Here is a 21,398-nt window from a genome sequence, read left to right on the forward strand (position 1 = left end):
TTTGAATGCACCTCCTTCTGATTAACCTTGTTTTTGTTTATGTTTAGGGTTTTCACAAATAACCATTACTTTTCCACGTCTACGAATAACTTTACATTTTTCGCAGATTGGTTTAACTGACGGTCTTACTTTCATGTCTCGAACCTCCTTAAAGATTACGGAGTGCTATATTATTTAAAACGGTACGTAATACGACCACGATTTAAATCGTACGGAGATAATTCTACCGTAACTTTGTCTCCTGGTAAAATACGAATGAAGTTCATACGGATTTTACCAGAAACGTGAGCCAATACGACATGCCCATTCTCTAATTCTACTTTGAACATAGCATTTGGCAACGTTTCAAGAACGGTACCTTCGACTTCAATTACATCATCTTTAGCCATTCAATAGTTCTCCCTTCTTCAAATCAGTAACATTTTACACTGCTCTGAAATCCCGGAGAGCCAGCTACTTATAAAGTGGTAAGGATTTCGTATCCTGCTTCTGTAAGAGCAATCGTGTGCTCAAAATGGGCACACCATTTACCATCTACCGTTACCACTGTCCAGTCATCAGATAGTGTTTTTACATATCGTCTTCCTTGATTCACCATCGGCTCAACACAGATGACCATTCCCGGCTTTAATCTAGGGCCTCTATTTGGTGGACCATAGTGCGGGATTTGAGGGTCCTCATGTAAGTCTTGCCCGATTCCGTGACCAACATACTCCCTAACGATCGAGAACCCATTCTCTTCAGCATGTGTTTGAACCGCATGCGAGATATTTGATAATCTTTCGCCTGGTTTTACTTGTTCTAGACCAAGATACAACGATTTTTCTGTGACATCAAGTAGCTTTTGAACAGATTCAGAAATGTTTCCAACTGGATACGTCCATGCAGAATCACCATGGTACCCATTGTATTTCGCACCAATATCGATACTGATGATATCGCCCTCTTCGAGCTTACGCTTCCCTGGAATCCCGTGTACAAGCTCTTCATTTACAGAAGCACAAATGCTCCCCGGAAATCCGTTGTATCCTTTAAAAGATGGCGTAGCACCATATTTTCGAATCGTCTTTTCCGCTATTTGATCGAGCTCTTTCGTTGTAATTCCTGGAGTAATATGTTGTTTCAACTCTTGATGAGTTAAAGCAACGATCCTGCCAGCTTCTCGCATGATTTCTATCTCGCGAGGAGTTTTGCAGATGATCATTACGCTAAGTCTCCGATGAGAACATCGATATCAGCAAATACTTTATTGATATCTTGCTCACCATTAATGCTTTGTAAGTAGCCAAGCTCCTCGTAGAAATCAAGCAAAGGTTTTGTTTGCTTAATATTTACATCTAAACGATTTGCTACAGTTTCTTCATTGTCATCAGAGCGTTGATATAATTCGCCACCACATTTATCGCACACATCAGCTTTTGCTGGCGGATTGAATTCTAAGTGGTAAGTCGCACCGCATTCTTTACAAATGCGACGGCCTGTAAGGCGTTTTAATAACAACCCTGAATCCACATTAATGTTTAAAACATAGTCGATTTTTTTGCCAAGATCTTTCATAATCTCTTCAAGAGCTGATGCTTGTGCAACAGTTCGTGGGAAACCATCTAATAAGAAGCCTTTAATACAGTCTTCTTGGCTTAAACGTTCACGAACAATTCCAATTGTAACTTCATCTGGAACAAGCGCACCTTTATCAATAAAAGATTTTGCTTGTAAACCAAGTTCAGTTTCAGCCTTCATAGCTGCACGGAACATATCTCCTGTTGAGATGTGAGGGATGTTATACTTGGCAATAATCTGTTCGGCTTGTGTACCTTTACCAGCACCAGGAAGCCCCATTAAAATCAAGTTCATCCTTGTTCCCCCTCAGTACATGAGCATGTAGGGAAGACAGTTCTTCCCACTTACTCACTGCTTGATAAACCCTTTGTAATGGCGTTTTACCAATTGGCTTTCTAGCTGCTTCATTGTTTCTAAAGCAACGCCGACAACGATTAACATACTCGTTCCACCAATCTGTGCAGATGGAGGAAGATTTCCCAATTTCGTAAAGATAACTGGTAAGATTGCAATCGCTGCTAGGAAAATTGATCCCACAAAGGTCAAACGATACAAGATTTTTGTTAGATATTGTTCTGTATTCTTACCCGGACGAATACCTGGAACATATCCACCTTGCTTGTTTAGATTCTCTGACATTTGCTCTGGATTAACCTGAACAAATGCATAGAAATATGTGAAGGCTACAATGAGCGCAACATATATGATCATTCCCACTGGGTGAGAATAGTTAAAGTTTGCAATAATCCACTGCGACACATCATGTTTCGGGAAGAACTGTGCAATAGTTGGAGGCGTAATTAAGAATGAAACAGCAAAAATGACTGGAATAACACCCGCACTATTTACCTTAAGTGGTAAATGAGTGTTTTGTGCTCCAGCATGATTCCCATTCCCTCCTGTTACACGCTTCGCGTATTGAATTGGGATCTTTCTAACAGCCTGTTGAATGAAAATAACACCAACAATAACCGCTAGCACAGCTAGTAAAATCAATGCAACTTTAACGATACTCATGAACAATTGATCTCCGATATTTTGAAACTGTTGTTGATACACTTGAGATATAACACTTGGGATCGCTGCGGCAATACCACCAAAGATAAGAATGGAAATACCATTACCTACACCTTTAGATGTAATCTGTTCACCTAACCACATTAAAAATGCAGTACCAGCAGTCAGTACCGTAGCAATGTATAAATAAGTGCTCCAACCTGGATTCAAAATTAATTGCCCACCTACCATACCGTTAAAACCGATTGACATACCAAACCCCTGAATAAACGCAAGAACAATTGTAAAGTAACGCGTGAATTGCGTTAGTTTACGACGGCCCATTTCGCCTTGCTTCGACCATTCCGAAAATTTAGGAACAACATCCATCTGCAATAATTGCACGATGATGGATGCTGTAATATACGGCATGATTCCCATCGCGAAGATGGAGAAGTTCTTCAAGGCGCCACCGCCAAATGTATTTAGGATACCTAAGGCATTTAATTGATCTTGTGCTTTCAGTACGTCTCCATTTGTAAATGGCACTGGGATAAACGTGCCAATCCTGAATACGACTAACATCGCTAAAGTGAATAATATTTTACGTCTTATCTCAGCAACGCGCATAAAGTTGGAGATTGTACGAAACATTAGATCACCTCAACTGATCCGCCAGCTGCTTCAATTGCTTCTTTAGCACTTGAAGAGAACTTGTGCGCTTTAACAGTTAATTTTTTCTCTACTGCTCCGCTTGCAAGAATTTTAACACCGTCGTTTAACTTGCTGATAACGCCAGTTTCCAGCAATAATTCAGGTGTTACTTCTGTACCATCTTCAAAACGATTTAACGTTGATAAGTTTACAATAGTAAACTCTTTACGGTTAATGTTTGTGAAGCCGCGTTTTGGTAAACGACGGAATAGTGGAGTTTGACCACCTTCGAAGCCAAGACGAACACCGCCGCCAGAACGTGCGTTTTGTCCTTTATGACCTCTACCAGCAGTTTTACCGTTACCAGAACCGATACCACGACCGACACGGTTACGTACTTTACGAGAACCTTCTGCAGGTTTTAATTCATGAAGTTTCATTCCCAGGCACCTCCTTATATTAATGAGTTATCCTTAAGCTTCTTTTACAGAGATAAGGTGAGAAACTTTGTTGATCATACCAAGAATAGCAGGAGTTTCTTCCTTAACTACAGTTGAATTCAACTTTTTAAGACCTAAAGCTTCTACCGTCGCACGTTGATCTTGTGGACGACCAATTACACTACGAGTGAGGGTAATTTCTAACTTTTTCGCCATTTGTTTTCCCTCCTTAACCTAGTAGCTCTTCTACAGATTTACCGCGTAATTTTGCAACATCTTCAGCGCGCTTAAGTTCGCTTAATCCGTTCACAGTAGCGCGAATCATGTTGATTGGTGTGTTAGAACCAAGAGATTTCGAAAGAATATCTTGTACACCAGCTAATTCTAGTACCGCACGAACAGGTCCACCAGCAATAACACCAGTACCCTCAGCAGCAGGTTTTAAGAATACTTCACCAGCTCCAAAATGACCGTTGATTGTGTGAGGAATTGTTGTACCAACTAATGGTACAGCGATTAGGTTTTTCTTAGCGTCTTCGATAGCTTTACGGATTGCGTCTGGTACCTCTTGTGCTTTACCAGTACCGAATCCAACATGACCGTTTTTATCGCCAACTACAACTAGTGCAGCAAAGCGGAAACGACGACCACCCTTAACAACTTTCGCGACACGATTTATCGTAACTACACGTTCTTCAAGTTCTAATTTACTTGGGTCAATGCGTTGCATCAATTTTCCCTCCTTTGACCATTAAAATTGTAATCCAGCCTCACGAGCAGCTTCAGCTAGAGCTTTAACACGGCCATGGTATAAGTAACCACCGCGATCAAATACTACTTCTTTAACGCCTTTCTCTACAGCACGCTTAGCAACTGATTCTCCAACTTTCGTAGCAGCTTCAGTATTGCTAGTACCGTTAAGAGCAAGGTCTTTATCAAGAGTAGATGCACTTACTAATGTTACACCATTTACATCATCAATAACTTGAGCGTAAATATGTTGGTTAGAACGGTACACGTTTAAACGTGGACGTTCTGCAGTACCAGTAAGTTTAGCACGTACACGTGCATGTCTTTTCTTACGAGTCGCATTTTTAGCAGCTTTAGTGATCATTCTTGTCACTCCTTTCTTTCACCTAACGGGTTTACTTAGCAGTTTTACCTTCTTTACGACGAACAACTTCGCCTTCGTAACGAATACCTTTACCTTTATATGGTTCAGGAGCACGTACAGCGCGGATGTTAGCAGCAAATTCGCCAACACGTTGCTTGTCGATACCTTTAATTACGATTTTAGTTGGTACAGGTACTTCAACTTCAAGTCCTGCTTCTGGAGTCATTTCTACTGGATGAGAATAACCTACGCTTAAAACAAGTTTATCTCCTTGTTTTTGAGCACGGTAACCAACACCGACTAATTCAAGTCCGCGTACGAAACCTGTAGTTACACCTTCAACCATGTTTCCGATTAAAGCACGAGTTGTACCGTGTAATGCACGGTGTTCCTTCTGTTCAGATGGACGCTCAACTGTTAGTGTATTTTCTTCAATTTTGATAGACATATCAGTTTTGAAAGTACGAGTTAATTCACCTTTAGGGCCTTTTACTGTTACAGTATTGTCTTCTGCAACTGTAATAGTAACACCTGCAGGGATTTCAAGAATCTTTTTACCAATACGAGACATGTGGTCACACCTCCGTTCGTTTTAAATATATATTACCAAACGTATGCTACTACTTCTCCACCAGTTTGTAATTGACGAGCGTCTTTGTCTGTCATTACTCCCTTAGATGTAGAAACAAGAGCGATACCTAATCCGTTAAGTACACGTGGTACTTCATCAGCTTTTGCGTAAACGCGTAAGCCAGGTTTACTGATACGTTTTAATCCAGTGATTACACGTTCATTGTTTGCACCATATTTCAGGAAAATACGAAGGATACCTTGTTTGTTATCCCCAATGTATTCTACATCACGAATGAAACCTTCACGTTTTAAAAGTTCAGCGATCTCTTTTTTGATTTTAGAAGCAGGAACCTCTAATTTCTCATGACGTACCATGTTCGCATTACGGATGCGAGTAAGCATGTCTGCAATTGGATCTGTCATCACCATGTGTTTTACCTCCTTCCCATTTGTGGGTTTTACCAACTAGCTTTTTTAACACCAGGAATTTGACCTTTATATGCAAGTTCACGGAAACAAATACGGCAAAGCTTAAATTTGCGGTATACAGAATGCGGACGACCGCAGCGTTCGCAACGTGTATACTCTTGTACTTTAAACTTAGGAGTACGCTTTTGTTTCGCGATCATAGATTTTTTAGCCACGTTTTCGCCTCCTCTACTTAGCGTTGGCTTCCATTATTTTTGGAATGGCATACCGAATTGTGTTAAAAGTTCACGAGCTTCTTCATCAGTTTTCGCTGTAGTAACGATTACGATGTCCATACCGCGGACTTTACTTACTTTATCATAATCAATCTCAGGGAAAATTAGTTGCTCTTTAACACCTAATGTGTAGTTCCCACGACCATCGAATGATTTCTTAGAAACACCACGGAAATCACGTACACGTGGTAAAGAAACTGATACTAATTTGTCGAAGAACTCATACATTTGTTGTCCGCGTAAAGTTACTTTCGCACCGATTGGCATACCTTCACGAAGACGGAAACCAGCGATTGATTTTTTAGCGCGAGTTACAACAGGTTTTTGACCTGCGATTTGCGTTAATTCTTCTACTGCATTGTCTAAAGCTTTTGAGTTAGATACCGCGTCACCAACACCAGTGTTGATTACGATCTTTTCGATTTTCGGTACTTCCATCACAGATTTATAGTTAAACTTGCTCATTAGAGCAGGAGTAATTTCCTTTTGGAACTTCTCTTTAAGGCGATTCAATGAAGTGACCTCCTTTCTTAAGAAAATTATTTATCTAATAATTCACCAGATTTTTTTGCAATACGAACTTTTTTACCATCTTCTACTTTGAAGCCTACGCGAGTAGGTTCGCCTGTTTTCGGATCTAATACCATAACATTAGAAACGTGAATAGGTGCTTCTTTCGTAATAATTCCACCTTGTGGATTTAATTGAGATGGCTTAGAGTGTTTTTTAACGATGTTAACACCCTCAACGATAACACGGTTTTGCTTTGGGAAAGCCACAAGGATAACGCCTTGTTTTCCTTTGTCTTTACCAGTGATTACCTGAACTTTATCACCTTTTTTTACATGCATCTTAATTCTGCACCTCCTTAGCAAGGCAATACCTTAAATTATAGAACTTCTGGAGCTAAAGAAACGATCTTCATGAAGTTGCTATCACGTAATTCACGAGCTACTGGTCCGAAGATACGAGTACCACGTGGGCTCTTATCGTCTTTGATGATAACCGCTGCGTTTTCATCAAATTTAATATAAGAACCGTCCGGACGACGAGCTCCGCTCTTCGTACGTACCACTACTGCCTTAACAACGTCACCTTTTTTAACAACGCCACCTGGTGTTGCTTGTTTTACCGTAGCAACGATAATATCACCAATATTAGCATATTTACGACCAGAGCCGCCTAATACTTTAATTGTTAAAAGTTCACGTGCACCAGAGTTGTCAGCAACTTTCAAACGAGATTCTTGTTGGATCATGTTATGAAACCTCCCTTCGGACTAAAAATTCCGATTCGTCTATTTAGATAACAACCGCTTCTTCAACGATTTCAACTAAACGGAAACGCTTAGTAGCAGAAAGCGGGCGAGTTTCCATGATTTTAACGATATCGCCAAGTTTTGCTTGGTTTTGCTCATCATGGGCTTTGTACTTTTTAGAATACTTAACACGTTTTCCGTACAAGGAATGAGTTTTGTAAGTTTCAACTAAAACTGTAATCGTTTTGTCCATTTTATCAGACACAACACGACCAGTATAAACTTTGCGTTGGTTACGTTCGCTCACTATGCAAACCTCCCCTCAATTTATCGATTAATTCCGATCTCTCTTTCACAAACTACAGTTTTCATACGAGCAATCGCTTTACGCACTTCACGGATGCGAGTTGGATTCTCTAATTGTCCTGTAGCAAGTTGGAAGCGAAGATTGAACAATTCTTCCTTTAAAGCTTTAACTTTTGTTTCGATTTCGGCAGTGGTTAATTCACGAATATCATTAGTTTTCATTAGATTCACCACCATTTTCTTCACGTTTTACGAACTTACATTTCACAGGTAGTTTGTGAGCTGCAAGACGTAATGCTTCGCGTGCTACCTCTTCAGATACACCCGCGATTTCAAACATAATTTTCCCAGGTTTTACTACTGCTACCCAGCCTTCTGGTGCCCCTTTACCGGAACCCATACGTACTTCTAGAGGTTTTGCAGTGTAAGGTTTAGAAGGGAAAATTTTAATCCATACTTTACCGCCACGTTTCATGTAACGAGTCATTGCACGACGAGCAGCTTCGATTTGACGGTTTGTAATCCATGAAGCAGCTTGTGCTTGTAAACCGAATTCACCGAAAGCAATTTCAGTTCCACCTTTTGCACGACCACGCATTTTACCACGATGCTCTCTACGATATTTTACGCGTTTTGGCATTAACATATTATTTTCCTCCTTCCTCAGAAGCTTTCTTTTTTGTAGGAAGGACTTCTCCACGGTAGATCCATACTTTTACGCCTAATTTACCGTATGTTGTATCAGCTTCAACTGCTGCATAGTCAATATCAGCGCGAAGTGTATGAAGTGGAACAGTTCCTTCACTGTAAGATTCTGCACGAGCGATATCAGCCCCGCCAAGACGACCAGAAACCTGTGTTTTAATACCTTTTGCTCCTGCACGCATAGCACGTTGAATAACTTGCTTTTGTGCACGACGGAATGATACACGGTTTTCTAATTGACGAGCGATGTTTTCGCCCACTAATTTAGCGTTAAGATCAGCTCTCTTAACTTCTAAAATGTTAATGTGTACACGCTTGCCTGTTAATTGGTTAAGAGCTTTACGAAGTGCTTCAACTTCAGTACCACCTTTACCAATTACCATACCAGGTTTTGCAGTGTGAATTGTAACATTTACACGATTTGCTGCACGTTCGATTTCTACTTTAGCAACAGCAGAATCTTTTAAGCGTACAGTAATGTACTCACGGATTTTGATGTCTTCATGTAATAACGTAGCATAATCTTTCTCAGCGAACCAACGAGATTCCCAGTCGCGGATAATACCGACACGAAGACCAATTGGATTAACCTTCTGACCCATCGATTATCCCTCCTTCTTTTCTGATACCACAACTGTGATGTGGCTTGTGCGTTTGTTAATTTGGCTTGCACGACCCATTGCACGTGGACGGAAACGTTTCAACGTTGGACCTTCGTCAACGAAGACTTTTTCAACAACTAGGTTGTTAATATCCATCTCATAATTGTGCTCTGCATTTGCGATTGCAGATTTTAAAACTTTTTCTACAACTGGAGAAGCAGTTTTTGGTGTGTGGTTAAGGATAGCAATCGCTTCACCCACTTGCTTACCTCGGATTAAGTCTACTACTAAACGAACCTTACGAGGAGCAATACGAACTGTTCTCACTACTGCTTTAGCTTGCATTGAAGTGCCTCCTCTCATTATCTTCTAGTTTTCTTATCGTCAGCAAGGTGACCTTTATACGTACGAGTTGGTGCGAATTCACCTAACTTATGGCCAACCATATCCTCAGTGATGTACACAGGTACGTGTTTACGACCATCATATACAGCAATTGTATGTCCGATGAACTGAGGGAAGATTGTTGAACGGCGAGACCAAGTTTTAACAACTTGTTTTTGCTCAGATGCAACTAATTTTTCCATTTTGTTCATTAAGTGATCATCGACAAATGGTCCTTTTTTTAAGCTACGAGCCATTTTGGTGCCTCCCTTCGTGATTGGCGTACGGTTCTTGAAATGAACCGTACTACAATCCCATTATTTTTTACGACGACGAACGATAAATTTATCAGACGCTTTGTTTTTCTTACGAGTCTTGAATCCAAGAGTTGGTTTACCCCATGGAGACATTGGAGACTTACGTCCGATTGGAGAGCGTCCTTCACCACCACCGTGTGGGTGATCAACCGGGTTCATTACAGAACCACGAACTGTTGGGCGCTTACCTAACCAGCGAGAGCGACCTGCTTTACCGATTTTGATAAGTTCGTGTTGTTCGTTACCAACTTGACCGATTGAAGCGCGACAAGCAGATAATACTAAACGTACTTCACCAGAAGTTAAACGTACAAGTACGTATTTTCCTTCTTTACCAAGTACTTGAGCAGATGTACCAGCAGAACGGACTAATTGTCCTCCACGACCAGGCTTAAGCTCGATATTATGAACAACAGTACCTACTGGAATGTTGATTAATGGTAATGCGTTACCGATTTTAATGTCAGCTTCAGGGCCAGACATAACTTCCATACCTACTTCTAAAGTTTTAGGAGCAAGAATGTAACGTTTTTCACCGTCAACGTAGTTAATTAATGCGATATTCGCAGAGCGGTTTGGATCGTATTCGATCGTAGCAACGCGTCCTGGAATTCCATCTTTGTTACGCTTAAAGTCGATGATACGGTATTGACGCTTATGTCCGCCACCTTGATGACGTACAGTAATTTTACCTTGGTTATTACGACCAGCCTTTTTGCTTAAAGGAGCAAGTAAAGACTTTTCTGGTCTGTCGGTCGTGATTTCAGCGAAATCATTCGTAGTCATGTTACGACGACCGTTAGTAGTTGGATTATACTTTTTAATTCCCATCTCAATTTCCCTCCTTCTTTAGTAAGAATTAAACGCCTTGGAAGATTTCGATTTCTTTGCTGTCAGCAGTTAGCTTAACGATTGCTTTACGACGACGGCTAGTAAAACCAGCGTGACGACCAACACGTTTTGCTTTCGGCTTGTAGTTCATGATATTTACTTTGTCTACATTAACACCAAAGATCGCTTCTATAGCGTCTTTAACCTCTGTTTTATTAGATTTAACGTCCACGTCGAACGTGTATTTTTTTTCAGCCATCATTTCCATAGAACGTTCAGTGATAACTGGGCGCTTAATGATATCACGAGGATCTCTCATTATGCAAGCACCTCCTCTACTTTTTCCACTGCCGCTTTTGTCATGATTAGCTTATCATGATGAAGCACATCTAGCACGTTTACGCCATCAGCAGTGATTACTGTTACTCCAGGGATATTGCGAGCAGATAACTCTACAGATTCGTTTGCATCAGCAGTTACGATAAGAGCTTTCTTCTCAACAGTTAATCCTTTAAGTACTGCTACCATGTCTTTTGTTTTTGGTGCATTTAACACTAGGTCCTCAAGAACTACAATGTTGTTCTCAACTACTTTAGTAGCTAATGCAGATTTGATTGCTAAACGACGAACTTTCTTAGGAAGTTTGTACGCATAGCTTCTTGGTGTAGGTCCGAATACCGTACCACCACCACGCCATTGAGGAGAGCGGATAGAACCTTGACGAGCACGTCCAGTTCCTTTTTGACGCCATGGTTTACGACCACCACCACGAACTTCAGAGCGAGTTTTTACTTTGTGTGTACCTTGACGTAAAGATGCACGTTGCATCATTACAGCTTCAAATAGTACAGCTTCATTTGGTTCGATACCGAAAATAGCTTCAGCTAATTCGATTTCACCAACCTGTGAACCAGTTTGGTTATATACAGTAACTTTTGGCATTGGAATTCCTCCTTCCTATTGTGAATTATTTGCTAACCTTCACAGCGCCTTGAACAACTACAAGAGATTTCTTAGCACCTGGAACGTTACCTTTTACTAGTAATAAGTTGCGCTCAGTGTCAACTTGAACGATTTCTAAGTTTTGGATAGTAACTTGGTCTCCACCCATACGTCCAGCAAGTTTTTTGCCTTTGAATACACGGTTCGGAGCAACTGGCCCCATTGAACCTGGACGACGGTGATAGCGAGAACCATGAGACATAGGTCCGCGAGATTGTCCGTGGCGTTTAATAACACCTTGGAAACCTTTACCTTTAGAAATTCCTGTTACGTCAACGATTTCACCTGCAGCGAAAACTTCAACTTTTACCTCTTGACCAACCTCTAATCCGTCCACGTCTGCATCGCGGATTTCGCGAATGAAGCGCTTAGGAGTTGTAGATGCTTTAGCAGTGTGGCCTTGTTCAGGTTTGTTAGTTAACTTTTCACGTTTATCTTCAAATCCTAACTGAATTGCGTTGTAGCCATCAGTTTCAGTTGTTTTCTTTTGAAGAACAACGTTTGGATTAGCAGCGATTACCGTTACTGGGATTAACTCACCGTTCTCAGCAAATACTTGAGTCATACCGATCTTTCTTCCTAAGATTCCTTTGGTCATGAGTTACACCTCCTACATTTTTAAGTTATATGAATTATAGTTTGATTTCGATATCTACACCAGATGGTAAATCTAAACGCATTAATGAATCTACTGTTTGCGGAGTAGGACTCACGATGTCGATTAGACGTTTGTGTGTGCGCATTTCGAATTGTTCACGAGAATCTTTGTACTTATGAACAGCACGAAGAATTGTGTAAATAGTCTTCTCAGTTGGTAATGGGATCGGACCAGAAACTGTTGCCCCAGAACGCTTAGCTGTTTCTACAATTTTCTCAGCTGATTGATCAAGAATACGGTGATCATAAGCTTTTAAACGGATACGAATTTTTTCTTTTGCCATTATTTTCCCTCCTTCGTTCGCCTATTTCTAAAATAGACCTTCTCCATGGAAATTTCCCCACACCATGCCATGGCAAAGCGGCCGGGTGTGTCAGCAACCTTCCACTTCATCGCAGTCAAAGACCAACATTGTCTATTATACAATGTTATTCGTCTAGATGCAAGCATCTTTTTGTTCGCATCTGCTTTTCTCTACTTTTGCTATTATACATGGCACTTTAAAGAATATCAAGTTTTCATCTACTCTTATTCACCTTACAGTTTTTGGGTGTTGTTTTCGTTTTATATACTATAGAAGAAACTCATCCAAAAATAGAAAATACATCTCTTTCTTCTATAGTAATAAGCAATAAAAAAACTCAAGGGAGAATCCCTTGAGTTTTTAATAATCTAATTAAAGACTACTCAGCAACGATTGTAGCAACTACACCGTAACCTACTGTACGTCCACCTTCACGAATAGAGAATTTAGTTCCCTCTTCGATAGCGATTGGAGCGATAAGTTCGATAGTCATTTCGATGTTGTCACCAGGCATTACCATTTCAGTACCTTCTGGTAATTGGATGATACCAGTTACGTCAGTTGTACGGAAGTAGAACTGTGGACGGTAGTTAGCGAAGAATGGAGTATGACGTCCACCTTCTTCTTTAGATAATACGAAAACCTCAGCTTTGAATTTAGCGTGTGCTTTTACAGAGCCAGTTTTAGCAAGAACTTGTCCACGTTGGATGTCTTCACGAGCAACCCCACGAAGTAGAGCACCGATGTTGTCTCCAGCTTGAGCTTGGTCAAGAAGCTTACGGAACATTTCTACACCAGTTACAGTTGTAGTAGCATTCTCTTCAGCAAGACCGATGATTTCTACTACGTCACCAACTTTAACGATTCCACGCTCAACACGACCAGTTGCAACTGTACCACGACCTGTGATAGAGAATACATCCTCGATAGGCATTAAGAATGGTTTGTCAGTTTCACGTTCTGGAGTTGGGATGTAAGCATCAACTTCAGTCATTAATTCGATGATTTTTTCTTCCCACTCAGCTTCTCCTTGAAGAGCTTTAAGAGCAGAACCTTTAATTACAGGAATATCGTCGCCTGGGAATCCGTATTCAGATAATAGGTCGCGAACTTCCATTTCTACTAATTCTAATAATTCTTCGTCATCTACCATGTCGCATTTGTTTAAGAATACAACGATGTAAGGAACACCTACTTGACGAGAAAGAAGGATGTGCTCACGTGTTTGAGGCATTGGACCATCAGCAGCAGATACTACTAAGATACCGCCGTCCATTTGAGCAGCACCAGTGATCATGTTTTTAACATAGTCAGCATGACCTGGGCAGTCAACGTGTGCATAGTGACGAGTTTCAGTTTCGTACTCAACGTGTGCAGTTGAGATTGTGATTCCGCGCTCTCTTTCTTCTGGAGCAGCGTCGATTTGATCGTATCCGCGTGCTTCAGCACCACCAGCTTTTGCAAGAACTGTAGTGATCGCAGCAGTTAATGTAGTTTTACCATGGTCAACGTGGCCGATTGTACCGATGTTAACATGGGGTTTAGAACGTTCGAATTTAGCTTTAGCCATTCTAAATTCCTCCTTAGTTTATATGGGTTATTTTATATTTAGACTAGAAAGTGAAACTTGCGTCTCACTTTCTAAGCTTACATAAGTAGTTATACTTGAACAATCGATAAAAATCAATTATTCACCTTTATTTTTTTTAATAATTTCTTCAGAAACAGACTTCGGTACTTCTTCATAATGATCAAATGTCATTGAGAATGTTCCGCGTCCTTGAGTGTTAGAACGTAATGCCGTTGCATAACCGAACATTTCAGAAAGTGGAACCATAGCGCGAACAACTTGAGCGTTACCGCGAGCTTCCATACCTTCTACACGTCCACGACGAGATGTTACGTCGCCCATAATGTCACCCATGTACTCTTCAGGAATTACAACTTCAACTTTCATCATTGGCTCAAGAATTACTGGGCTACATTTAGAAACCGCAGCTTTAAGCGCCATAGATGCAGCGATTTTGAACGCCATCTCAGATGAATCGACATCATGGTAAGATCCGTCAACTAACGCAGCTTTGATGTCAACTAGTGGATAACCAGCTAGTACACCATTTTTAAGTGAGTCTTCAAGACCCGCTCCAACAGCTGGGATGTATTCACGTGGAACTACACCGCCGACGATTTTGTTTTGGAATTCAAAACCTTTACCTTCTTCATTAGGTTCAAACTCAATCCAAACGTGACCGAATTGTCCACGACCACCAGATTGACGAGCGAACTTACCTTCAACTTTCGCAGCAGCGCGGAAAGTCTCACGGTATGCTACCTGAGGAGCACCAACGTTTGCTTCCACTTTGAATTCACGGCGCATACGGTCAACGATGATATCAAGGTGAAGTTCACCCATACCAGCGATGATTGTTTGGCCAGTTTCTTGGTCAGTGTGAGCACGGAATGTTGGATCTTCTTCAGAAAGCTTAGATAATGCTGTACCCATTTTATCTTGGTCAGCTTTAGATTTTGGTTCGATAGCTACAGAGATAACTGGTTCTGGGAATTCCATAGACTCAAGGATAACAAGGCTCTTCTCGTCACAAAGAGTATCACCAGTAGTAGTATCTTTTAAACCTACAGCAGCAGCGATATCACCAGCGTAAACTGTTGAAATCTCTTCACGGCTGTTAGCGTGCATTTGTAGGATACGACCTACACGCTCACGCTTACCTTTAGTTGAGTTTTTCACGTATGATCCAGAGTTTAACACACCAGAGTACACACGGAAGAACGTTAACTTACCAACATAAGGATCAGTCATGATTTTGAATGCTAAAGCTGCGAATGGTTCTTCATCGCTAGACTTACGCTCGATAGCTTCATCTGTATCCGGAAGAGTACCTTTAATAGCAGGTACATCTAATGGAGATGGTAGGTAGTCGATAACTGCGTCTAACAGAATTTGAACACCTTTATTTTTGAATGCAGAACCACAGATTACTGGGAAGAATTCTACAGAAGTTGTAGCCTTACGGATACCAGCTTTAAGCTCTTCTACAGTGATTTCTTCACCTTCTAGGTACTTCATCATCATTTCTTCATCAAGCTCAGCTACCGCTTCAATAAGTTTTCCACGGTATTCTTCAGCTAATTCTTTATGCTCTTCAGGAATTTCGACACGCTCGATGTCTGTTCCTAAATCGTTAGCGTACATGTAAGCACACTCTTCAACAAGGTCAATGATACCATTGAACTCATCTTCAGCACCGATTGGCAACTGAATTGGATGTGCGTTTGCTTGTAAACGATCGTGGATTGTTCCTACAGAGTATAAGAAATCTGCACCAATCTTATCCATTTTGTTAACGAATACGATACGAGGTACACCATAAGTAGTAGCCTGACGCCAAACAGTTTCTGTTTGTGGTTCTACACCAGATTGTGCATCAAGTACTGCTACTGCGCCATCAAGTACGCGTAAAGAACGTTCTACTTCTACTGTGAAATCTACGTGTCCTGGAGTGTCAATGATATTTACACGGTGACCTTTCCATTGTGCTGTAGTTGCAGCAGAAGTAATTGTGATACCACGTTCTTGCTCTTGCTCCATCCAGTCCATCTGAGATGCACCTTCATGAGTTTCACCGATTTTATGAATACGTCCTGTGTAATACAGAATACGCTCAGTTGCTGTTGTTTTACCAGCATCGATGTGAGCCATGATACCAATATTACGAGTGTTTTCTAAAGAGAACTCTCTAGTCATTTGGTGTCTTGCTCCTTCCATATATGGATTGGATTATTTTATTTTAAGTAGCAAAAAAGCCACTTTATATTGTTACATATGCCAGTGTCCAGTACCCTCATTATGTAAAACGAGCGCCCAACGAAAGGGAGAGGCATTCTCCCTCTCCACACTTCCATAAGCGACAAATAAAGCGGTTTATGCTTACATTTATTTTACGTTGAATCCTACCAACGGTAATGAGCAAATGCTTTGTTAGCTTCTGCCATTTTATGAGTGTCTTCACGTTTCTTAACAGATGCACCAGCGTTGTTAGCTGCATCTAAGATTTCGTAAGCTAGACGCTCTTCCATAGTTTTTTCACCACGAAGACGAGCATAGTTTACTAACCAGCGAAGACCTAAAGTTGTACGGCGTTCTGGACGAACCTCAACTGGAACTTGGTAGTTAGCACCACCAACACGACGAGCGCGTACTTCAAGAACAGGCATGATGTTCTTAAGAGCTTGCTCGAATACTTCCATTGGTTCTTTATCTGAACGTTCACGAACGATATCGAAAGCGTTATAAAGAATTGTTTGAGATTTACCTTTTTTACCGTCAACCATCATTTTGTTGATTAGGCGCGTTACAAGTTTAGAATTGTACATTGGATCTGGTAACACGTCACGTTTCGCAACAGGTCCTTTACGAGGCATATTGAGTTCCTCCTTTCATTATAAGTTTATTATTTTTTAGCAGGTTTTGGTCGCTTAGTACCATATTTAGAACGTCCTTGCATACGTTTGTCAACACCAGCTGTATCAAGCGCACCACGAACGATGTGGTAACGTACCCCTGGTAAATCCTTTACTCGACCACCGCGAATTAATACTACGCTATGCTCTTGTAGGTTATGACCGATACCTGGGATGTAAGCTGTAACTTCAATACCGTTTGTTAAACGTACACGAGCGTATTTACGTAACGCTGAGTTCGGTTTCTTCGGAGTCATTGTACCAACACGAGTACACACACCACGTTTTTGAGGTGCAGAGATATCAGTTGATTTTTTCTTTAAAGAATTAAAACCTTTGTTTAACGCAGGTGATTTAGACTTCCATACTTTATCAGTACGACCATTTCTCACTAATTGGTTAATAGTAGGCATTTGATTATCCTCCCTTCGCATGTTTGTATGACCACATATCCAGGTGGTTCATTATTAGTTGAAAACAAAGTTTTTGCAAGGAAGAGCAAATGCTCTCTCCTCACAAAAACAGTTTTAACTTATTATTCCTATTGCTGAAGCTCCCACTTGAATCCCCGAAACTTTTCCAAGCTTACGAACTGATTCAACTTTGGTTACGGGTATGTTATGTTGCAAGGCAGTACGAATGATAACATGGGTTAACCGCACATCAGCATCTTCCGCAATAACAACTTCTTTAACTATACCATTTTTGATTGCTTCCAATGTTCGTTTATGACCAACGACTACATTTTCAGCATTTGACACTTTTTGATAAGACATTTAAATATCCTCCAAAGCATCGTTCAGGAGCAACCTTGATTATAGTAACATTTTGTCTCATACAATGTCAACTAGGATCAGCTGTTTTTATACAAAATTTACGACGGAAAATTTTACTGTTCCACATAAACTTCATCGTTTTCTACATTCATGTTATCTTGTGTTGTTTTTACAAGATCCACTTTGCGATAACGATTCATACCTGTTCCAGCAGGAACAAGCTTACCGATAATAACATTCTCTTTCAATCCTAGAAGCTCATCGCGTTTACCCTTAATTGCTGCATCTGTTAGAACACGAGTTGTTTCTTGGAATGACGCCGCAGATAAGAACGAATCTGTCTCAAGTGAAGCTTTTGTAATACCAAGTAGAACCGGTCTAGCCGTTGCTGGTTGTTTACCTTTCAGTAACACCTTCGCATTCGCATCAGTAAACTGATGGATATCTAGTAATGTTCCTGGTAATACATCTGTTTCACCCGCATCACTTACACGAACTTTACGTAGCATTTGACGTACCATTACTTCTACGTGTTTGTCACCAATTTCTACCCCTTGCATACGGTATACTTTTTGAACTTCACGTAATAAGTATTCTTGAACTGCTGTAATGTCCGTTACTTTTAGTAATTCCTTCGGATCAATAGAACCTTCTGTTAACTCTTTACCGTGGCTAATTGGCTGTCCTAGAGTTACTTTCAGACGAGCACCGTAAGGAATAGCATACGTACGAGCTTCAACTTCACCCTGTACAACTACTTCTTGGCGATCTTTAACATCGTTGATCGCTGCGATAACACCGTCAATTTCACTGATAACTGCCTGACCCTTCGGATTACGAGCTTCGAAGATCTCTTGGATACGAGGTAAACCTTGTGTGATATCATCCCCGGCAACCCCACCTGTATGGAACGTACGCATCGTTAACTGTGTACCTGGCTCACCGATAGATTGAGCTGCGATAATACCTACCGCTTCTCCTACTTCTACGTCTGTACCAGTTGCTAAGTTACGACCGTAACACTTCTTACATACACCATGGCGAGTATTACACGTAAACGCTGAACGAATGTTTACAGTTTCAACACCCGACTTTTCAACGATATGAGCAATATCTTCAGTAATTAATTGATTTTCAACAACTAATACTTCACCTGTTTCAGGATGTTTTACAGTTTTTCTTGCAAAACGTCCAACAAGACGATCATATAGTGACTCAATAACTTCATTACCCTCTTTAATCGCACCAATTAGTAAACCGCGATCTGTTCCACAATCATCTTGACGAACAATTACATCTTGTGCAACGTCTACAAGACGACGTGTTAAGTAACCAGAATCGGCAGTTTTAAGTGCTGTATCGGCAAGACCTTTACGCGCACCATGCGTAGAGATGAAGTACTCAAGTACTGTTAAACCTTCACGGAAACTCGATTTGATCGGAAGCTCAATGATACGACCAGATGGATTGGCCATCAGACCACGCATACCAGCAAGCTGAGTAAAGTTCGATGCGTTACCACGGGCACCGGAATCACTCATCATGAAGATTGGGTTGCGTTTATTCAAGGATTTCATCAGCTTTCCTTGGATAACATCTTTTGCATTACTCCAAATAGAGATAACGCGATCGTAACGTTCTTCTTCCGTGATTAAACCGCGACGGAATTGTTTAATTACATTATCTACTTTTGCTTGTGCTTCATGGAGAATTTCATCTTTTTCACCTAATACAAGAATATCTGATACCCCAACTGTAATACCAGCTTTTGTAGAGTATTTAAATCCTAAGTTTTTCATACGGTCAAGCATGCGAGACGTTTCTGTAATTTGGAAACGTTTGAATACTTCCGCAATAATATTACCAAGGATTTTCTTGCTAAATGGTGCCACTTCTTCGCGACTAGCAATAATTTCTTTAATGTTCGCACCTTTTTCAACGAAATATTCCGCTGGTGTTTCTTTTTCAAGGTTTGAGTTTGTTGGTTCATTAATATAAGGGAACGACTCTGGTAAGATTTCGTTAAATATTAATTTACCAACTGTTGTTAATAGAAGCTTACTCTTTTGCTCTTCAGTAAACGTTACATTATTTACCGAACTCGCAGCAACTGCAACACGTGTGTGCAGATGTACATATCCATTTTGGTATGCAAGTATTGCTTCGTTTGCATCTTTGAAGACCATACCTTCACCGATTGCACCCTCGCGCTCAAGTGTTAAGTAATAGTTACCTAATACCATATCCTGAGATGGAGTAACAACTGGTTTTCCGTCTTTTGGATTCAAGATGTTTTGTGCCGCTAACATAAGGATACGAGCTTCCGCTTGTGCCTCTGATGATAACGGAACGTGAACCGCCATTTGGTCACCGTCAAAGTCCGCGTTGTATGCAGTACATACAAGTGGGTGAAGACGGATTGCACGACCTTCTACTAGTGTAGGTTCAAACGCCTGGATACCAAGACGGTGAAGTGTTGGTGCGCGGTTTAGAAGCACTGGATGCTCTTTGATCACAGATTCTAAAACGTCCCAAACTTCAGGGTGTACACGCTCGATTTTACGTTTAGCACTCTTAATGTTGTGTGCTAATCCTTTTCCAACTAACTCTTTCATAACGAAAGGTTTAAACAATTCAAGTGCCATTTCTTTCGGCAATCCACATTGGTACATCTTTAAGTTCGGTCCTACGACGATTACAGAACGGCCAGAGTAGTCAACACGTTTACCTAATAAGTTTTGACGGAAACGTCCTTGTTTACCTTTAAGCATGTGAGATAGTGATTTTAATGGACGGTTACCTGGTCCAGTAACTGGACGGCCACGGCGACCATTATCGATTAATGCGTCTACAGCTTCTTGTAACATACGTTTTTCGTTTTGAACGATAATGCTTGGTGCACCTAAGTCCAATAGACGTTTTAAACGGTTGTTACGGTTAATTACACGACGATATAAGTCGTTTAAGTCAGAAGTAGCAAAACGTCCACCATCTAACTGTACCATCGGGCGTAGTTCTGGTGGGATAACCGGAAGAACCTCTAAGATCATCCAAGATGGGTGATTTCCAGAGTTACGGAATGCTTCTAATACTTCTAGACGTTTAATAGCACGAGTACGGCGTTGTCCTTGTGCTGTTTTTAATTCTTCTTTTAAGAAGTCTACTTCTTTATCTAAATCGATGTCTTGCAGTAATTTTTTAATCGCTTCTGCACCCATAGCAGCATGGAATGTACTGCCATATCGATCACGATATGCACGGTATTCTTTTTCAGAAAGTAATTGCTTCTTATCAAGTGGTGTATCTCCACTTTCTGTTACAACATAAGAAGCGAAATAAATTACTTCTTCAAGCGCGCGAGGGGACATGTCTAAGACAAGTCCCATGCGGCTCGGGATACCTTTGAAATACCAAATATGAGATACAGGAGCAGCTAATTCGATATGACCCATACGTTCACGACGAACTTTTGCACGCGTTACTTCAACGCCACATCGATCACAAACTACACCTTTATAACGTACACGTTTATATTTCCCGCAATGACATTCCCAGTCCTTTTGTGGTCCGAAAATACGCTCACAGAACAAGCCATCTTTTTCAGGCTTTAACGTACGATAGTTAATTGTTTCTGGTTTCTTAACTTCACCGTATGACCAAGAACGAATCTTGTCAGGTGAAGCAAGTCCAATCTTCATATATTCAAAGTTATTTACATCTATCAAGGGGCCT

General features: G+C 40.8%; 32 protein-coding genes. All 32 read right to left on the minus strand.

Features of this window, described 5'->3' with window-relative positions; all coding sequences use genetic code 11:
• Window positions 1-21 precede the first annotated feature (21 nt).
• Window positions 22-135, minus strand: a complete 114-nt coding sequence (gene rpmJ / locus SB773_RS25435) for a 50S ribosomal protein L36 (RefSeq protein ID WP_000868344.1) — start codon at window positions 133-135, stop codon at window positions 22-24.
• 35 nt (window positions 136-170) lie between these two features.
• Window positions 171-389 (minus strand): translation initiation factor IF-1, encoded by a 219-nt coding sequence (gene infA, locus SB773_RS25440; RefSeq protein WP_001029884.1) that lies wholly within the window; start codon window positions 387-389, stop codon window positions 171-173.
• A gap of 68 nt (window positions 390-457) precedes the next feature.
• Entirely contained in the window at window positions 458-1,204 is a 747-nt protein-coding gene (gene map, locus SB773_RS25445) for a type I methionyl aminopeptidase (RefSeq protein ID WP_000582542.1), read from the minus strand.
• Complete coding sequence (locus SB773_RS25450) at window positions 1,204-1,854, minus strand: adenylate kinase (protein WP_002009751.1); 651 nt, start codon at window positions 1,852-1,854, stop codon at window positions 1,204-1,206. The genes map and SB773_RS25450 overlap by 1 nt, the downstream gene beginning before the upstream one ends.
• 54 nt (window positions 1,855-1,908) lie before the next feature.
• A complete protein-coding gene (gene secY, locus SB773_RS25455) occupies window positions 1,909-3,210 on the minus strand; it encodes a preprotein translocase subunit SecY (RefSeq protein WP_002091534.1) in 1,302 nt (433 codons plus the stop codon).
• Window positions 3,210-3,650, minus strand: coding sequence for a 50S ribosomal protein L15 (gene rplO / locus SB773_RS25460; protein WP_002009754.1), 441 nt, complete (start codon window positions 3,648-3,650; stop codon window positions 3,210-3,212). The genes secY and rplO overlap by 1 nt, the downstream gene beginning before the upstream one ends.
• A 33-nt stretch (window positions 3,651-3,683) precedes the next feature.
• Window positions 3,684-3,866, minus strand: coding sequence for a 50S ribosomal protein L30 (gene rpmD, locus SB773_RS25465; RefSeq protein WP_002009757.1), 183 nt, complete (start codon window positions 3,864-3,866; stop codon window positions 3,684-3,686).
• A gap of 13 nt (window positions 3,867-3,879) precedes the next feature.
• Window positions 3,880-4,380, minus strand: coding sequence for a 30S ribosomal protein S5 (gene rpsE, locus SB773_RS25470; RefSeq protein WP_002009759.1), 501 nt, complete (start codon window positions 4,378-4,380; stop codon window positions 3,880-3,882).
• 21 nt (window positions 4,381-4,401) lie between these two features.
• On the minus strand, window positions 4,402-4,764 hold the full coding sequence (gene rplR / locus SB773_RS25475) for a 50S ribosomal protein L18 (RefSeq protein WP_002009761.1): 363 nt from the start codon (window positions 4,762-4,764) through the stop codon (window positions 4,402-4,404).
• A 31-nt stretch (window positions 4,765-4,795) separates the two neighbouring features.
• Complete coding sequence (rplF, locus tag SB773_RS25480) at window positions 4,796-5,335, minus strand: 50S ribosomal protein L6 (RefSeq protein WP_002009762.1); 540 nt, start codon at window positions 5,333-5,335, stop codon at window positions 4,796-4,798.
• 32 nt (window positions 5,336-5,367) lie between these two features.
• Entirely contained in the window at window positions 5,368-5,766 is a 399-nt protein-coding gene (rpsH, locus tag SB773_RS25485) for a 30S ribosomal protein S8 (protein WP_002009764.1), read from the minus strand.
• Between the two features lie 29 nt (window positions 5,767-5,795).
• Window positions 5,796-5,981, minus strand: coding sequence for a 30S ribosomal protein S14 (gene rpsN, locus SB773_RS25490; protein ID WP_001085700.1), 186 nt, complete (start codon window positions 5,979-5,981; stop codon window positions 5,796-5,798).
• A gap of 33 nt (window positions 5,982-6,014) precedes the next feature.
• Window positions 6,015-6,554 (minus strand): 50S ribosomal protein L5, encoded by a 540-nt coding sequence (gene rplE / locus SB773_RS25495; RefSeq protein ID WP_002091528.1) that lies wholly within the window; start codon window positions 6,552-6,554, stop codon window positions 6,015-6,017.
• A gap of 26 nt (window positions 6,555-6,580) precedes the next feature.
• Window positions 6,581-6,892, minus strand: a complete 312-nt coding sequence (rplX, locus tag SB773_RS25500) for a 50S ribosomal protein L24 (protein WP_000558201.1) — start codon at window positions 6,890-6,892, stop codon at window positions 6,581-6,583.
• 38 nt (window positions 6,893-6,930) lie between these two features.
• Window positions 6,931-7,299 (minus strand): 50S ribosomal protein L14, encoded by a 369-nt coding sequence (gene rplN / locus SB773_RS25505; protein WP_000615912.1) that lies wholly within the window; start codon window positions 7,297-7,299, stop codon window positions 6,931-6,933.
• 43 nt (window positions 7,300-7,342) lie between these two features.
• On the minus strand, window positions 7,343-7,606 hold the full coding sequence (gene rpsQ, locus SB773_RS25510; protein ID WP_002091526.1) for a 30S ribosomal protein S17: 264 nt from the start codon (window positions 7,604-7,606) through the stop codon (window positions 7,343-7,345).
• A gap of 20 nt (window positions 7,607-7,626) precedes the next feature.
• On the minus strand, window positions 7,627-7,827 hold the full coding sequence (gene rpmC, locus SB773_RS25515; RefSeq protein ID WP_002091523.1) for a 50S ribosomal protein L29: 201 nt from the start codon (window positions 7,825-7,827) through the stop codon (window positions 7,627-7,629).
• A complete protein-coding gene (gene rplP / locus SB773_RS25520) occupies window positions 7,817-8,251 on the minus strand; it encodes a 50S ribosomal protein L16 (protein WP_000928969.1) in 435 nt (144 codons plus the stop codon). The genes rpmC and rplP overlap by 11 nt, the downstream gene beginning before the upstream one ends.
• A 1-nt stretch (window position 8,252) precedes the next feature.
• Window positions 8,253-8,912 carry a 30S ribosomal protein S3 gene (rpsC, locus tag SB773_RS25525; protein ID WP_002009771.1) on the minus strand — a complete coding sequence of 220 codons (660 nt, stop codon included), beginning with the start codon at window positions 8,910-8,912 and terminating at the stop codon, window positions 8,253-8,255.
• Window positions 8,913-8,915: 3 nt separating this feature from the next.
• A complete protein-coding gene (gene rplV, locus SB773_RS25530; RefSeq protein ID WP_002009773.1) occupies window positions 8,916-9,257 on the minus strand; it encodes a 50S ribosomal protein L22 in 342 nt (113 codons plus the stop codon).
• Between the two features lie 17 nt (window positions 9,258-9,274).
• Window positions 9,275-9,553, minus strand: coding sequence for a 30S ribosomal protein S19 (gene rpsS / locus SB773_RS25535; RefSeq protein WP_000124452.1), 279 nt, complete (start codon window positions 9,551-9,553; stop codon window positions 9,275-9,277).
• A 60-nt stretch (window positions 9,554-9,613) separates the two neighbouring features.
• Complete coding sequence (gene rplB, locus SB773_RS25540) at window positions 9,614-10,444, minus strand: 50S ribosomal protein L2 (RefSeq protein WP_000511584.1); 831 nt, start codon at window positions 10,442-10,444, stop codon at window positions 9,614-9,616.
• Between the two features lie 28 nt (window positions 10,445-10,472).
• On the minus strand, window positions 10,473-10,763 hold the full coding sequence (rplW, locus tag SB773_RS25545) for a 50S ribosomal protein L23 (protein ID WP_001205557.1): 291 nt from the start codon (window positions 10,761-10,763) through the stop codon (window positions 10,473-10,475).
• Entirely contained in the window at window positions 10,763-11,386 is a 624-nt protein-coding gene (gene rplD, locus SB773_RS25550) for a 50S ribosomal protein L4 (protein ID WP_001127261.1), read from the minus strand. The genes rplW and rplD overlap by 1 nt, the downstream gene beginning before the upstream one ends.
• Before the next feature lie 25 nt (window positions 11,387-11,411).
• Entirely contained in the window at window positions 11,412-12,044 is a 633-nt protein-coding gene (gene rplC, locus SB773_RS25555) for a 50S ribosomal protein L3 (protein ID WP_000160209.1), read from the minus strand.
• A 34-nt stretch (window positions 12,045-12,078) separates the two neighbouring features.
• Window positions 12,079-12,387, minus strand: a complete 309-nt coding sequence (gene rpsJ / locus SB773_RS25560; RefSeq protein WP_001040595.1) for a 30S ribosomal protein S10 — start codon at window positions 12,385-12,387, stop codon at window positions 12,079-12,081.
• Window positions 12,388-12,787: 400 nt separating this feature from the next.
• Window positions 12,788-13,978 (minus strand): elongation factor Tu, encoded by a 1,191-nt coding sequence (gene tuf / locus SB773_RS25565; RefSeq protein WP_002009778.1) that lies wholly within the window; start codon window positions 13,976-13,978, stop codon window positions 12,788-12,790.
• A 117-nt stretch (window positions 13,979-14,095) separates the two neighbouring features.
• Window positions 14,096-16,174 carry an elongation factor G gene (gene fusA / locus SB773_RS25570; protein WP_002113318.1) on the minus strand — a complete coding sequence of 693 codons (2,079 nt, stop codon included), beginning with the start codon at window positions 16,172-16,174 and terminating at the stop codon, window positions 14,096-14,098.
• Window positions 16,175-16,380: 206 nt separating this feature from the next.
• Window positions 16,381-16,851 (minus strand): 30S ribosomal protein S7, encoded by a 471-nt coding sequence (gene rpsG, locus SB773_RS25575; protein ID WP_001137492.1) that lies wholly within the window; start codon window positions 16,849-16,851, stop codon window positions 16,381-16,383.
• 29 nt (window positions 16,852-16,880) lie between these two features.
• On the minus strand, window positions 16,881-17,303 hold the full coding sequence (gene rpsL / locus SB773_RS25580) for a 30S ribosomal protein S12 (RefSeq protein ID WP_001142341.1): 423 nt from the start codon (window positions 17,301-17,303) through the stop codon (window positions 16,881-16,883).
• A 114-nt stretch (window positions 17,304-17,417) separates the two neighbouring features.
• The gene (locus tag SB773_RS25585) at window positions 17,418-17,666 is read right to left on the minus strand and encodes a ribosomal L7Ae/L30e/S12e/Gadd45 family protein (RefSeq protein ID WP_060750890.1); all 249 of its coding nucleotides are present in this window, start codon (window positions 17,664-17,666) and stop codon (window positions 17,418-17,420) included.
• A 113-nt stretch (window positions 17,667-17,779) separates the two neighbouring features.
• Window positions 17,780-21,391 carry a DNA-directed RNA polymerase subunit beta' gene (rpoC, locus tag SB773_RS25590; RefSeq protein ID WP_002009783.1) on the minus strand — a complete coding sequence of 1,204 codons (3,612 nt, stop codon included), beginning with the start codon at window positions 21,389-21,391 and terminating at the stop codon, window positions 17,780-17,782.
• Window positions 21,392-21,398: the final 7 nt, after the last annotated feature.

This window comes from Bacillus sp. SIMBA_074, from assembly GCF_046534555.1.
In the GTDB taxonomy this organism is placed as follows: domain Bacteria; phylum Bacillota; class Bacilli; order Bacillales; family Bacillaceae_G; genus Bacillus_A; species Bacillus_A mycoides.

Bases quoted from the DNA above. Each gene is read 5' to 3' on its own strand.
- rplO (WP_002009754.1), bottom strand. From the start codon at position 3,650: ATGAAACTTCATGAATTAAAACCTGCAGAAGGTTCTCGTAAAGTACGT.
- rplB (WP_000511584.1), bottom strand. From the start codon at position 10,444: ATGGGAATTAAAAAGTATAATCCAACTACTAACGGTCGTCGTAACATG.
- rpsJ (WP_001040595.1), bottom strand. From the start codon at position 12,387: ATGGCAAAAGAAAAAATTCGTATCCGTTTAAAAGCTTATGATCACCGT.
- secY (WP_002091534.1), bottom strand. From the start codon at position 3,210: ATGTTTCGTACAATCTCCAACTTTATGCGCGTTGCTGAGATAAGACGT.
- rpsH (WP_002009764.1), bottom strand. From the start codon at position 5,766: ATGGTGATGACAGATCCAATTGCAGACATGCTTACTCGCATCCGTAAT.
- fusA (WP_002113318.1), bottom strand. From the start codon at position 16,174: ATGACTAGAGAGTTCTCTTTAGAAAACACTCGTAATATTGGTATCATG.
- rpsS (WP_000124452.1), bottom strand. From the start codon at position 9,553: ATGGCTCGTAGCTTAAAAAAAGGACCATTTGTCGATGATCACTTAATG.
- infA (WP_001029884.1), bottom strand. From the start codon at position 389: ATGGCTAAAGATGATGTAATTGAAGTCGAAGGTACCGTTCTTGAAACG.
- rplN (WP_000615912.1), bottom strand. From the start codon at position 7,299: ATGATCCAACAAGAATCTCGTTTGAAAGTTGCTGACAACTCTGGTGCA.
- rpmD (WP_002009757.1), bottom strand. From the start codon at position 3,866: ATGGCGAAAAAGTTAGAAATTACCCTCACTCGTAGTGTAATTGGTCGT.
- rplX (WP_000558201.1), bottom strand. From the start codon at position 6,892: ATGCATGTAAAAAAAGGTGATAAAGTTCAGGTAATCACTGGTAAAGAC.
- rpsG (WP_001137492.1), bottom strand. From the start codon at position 16,851: ATGCCTCGTAAAGGACCTGTTGCGAAACGTGACGTGTTACCAGATCCA.
- rplW (WP_001205557.1), bottom strand. From the start codon at position 10,763: ATGAGAGATCCTCGTGATATCATTAAGCGCCCAGTTATCACTGAACGT.
- rplP (WP_000928969.1), bottom strand. From the start codon at position 8,251: ATGTTAATGCCAAAACGCGTAAAATATCGTAGAGAGCATCGTGGTAAA.
- rpmJ (WP_000868344.1), bottom strand. From the start codon at position 135: ATGAAAGTAAGACCGTCAGTTAAACCAATCTGCGAAAAATGTAAAGTT.
- rplF (WP_002009762.1), bottom strand. From the start codon at position 5,335: ATGTCTCGTATTGGTAAAAAGATTCTTGAAATCCCTGCAGGTGTTACT.
- rpsE (WP_002009759.1), bottom strand. From the start codon at position 4,380: ATGCAACGCATTGACCCAAGTAAATTAGAACTTGAAGAACGTGTAGTT.
- rplC (WP_000160209.1), bottom strand. From the start codon at position 12,044: ATGACCAAAGGAATCTTAGGAAGAAAGATCGGTATGACTCAAGTATTT.
- rpsL (WP_001142341.1), bottom strand. From the start codon at position 17,303: ATGCCTACTATTAACCAATTAGTGAGAAATGGTCGTACTGATAAAGTA.
- tuf (WP_002009778.1), bottom strand. From the start codon at position 13,978: ATGGCTAAAGCTAAATTCGAACGTTCTAAACCCCATGTTAACATCGGT.
- rplR (WP_002009761.1), bottom strand. From the start codon at position 4,764: ATGATCACTAAAGCTGCTAAAAATGCGACTCGTAAGAAAAGACATGCA.
- rplD (WP_001127261.1), bottom strand. From the start codon at position 11,386: ATGCCAAAAGTTACTGTATATAACCAAACTGGTTCACAGGTTGGTGAA.
- rpmC (WP_002091523.1), bottom strand. From the start codon at position 7,827: ATGAAAACTAATGATATTCGTGAATTAACCACTGCCGAAATCGAAACA.
- rplV (WP_002009773.1), bottom strand. From the start codon at position 9,257: ATGCAAGCTAAAGCAGTAGTGAGAACAGTTCGTATTGCTCCTCGTAAG.
- SB773_RS25450 (WP_002009751.1), bottom strand. From the start codon at position 1,854: ATGAACTTGATTTTAATGGGGCTTCCTGGTGCTGGTAAAGGTACACAA.
- SB773_RS25585 (WP_060750890.1), bottom strand. From the start codon at position 17,666: ATGTCTTATCAAAAAGTGTCAAATGCTGAAAATGTAGTCGTTGGTCAT.
- map (WP_000582542.1), bottom strand. From the start codon at position 1,204: ATGATCATCTGCAAAACTCCTCGCGAGATAGAAATCATGCGAGAAGCT.
- rpsC (WP_002009771.1), bottom strand. From the start codon at position 8,912: ATGGGTCAGAAGGTTAATCCAATTGGTCTTCGTGTCGGTATTATCCGC.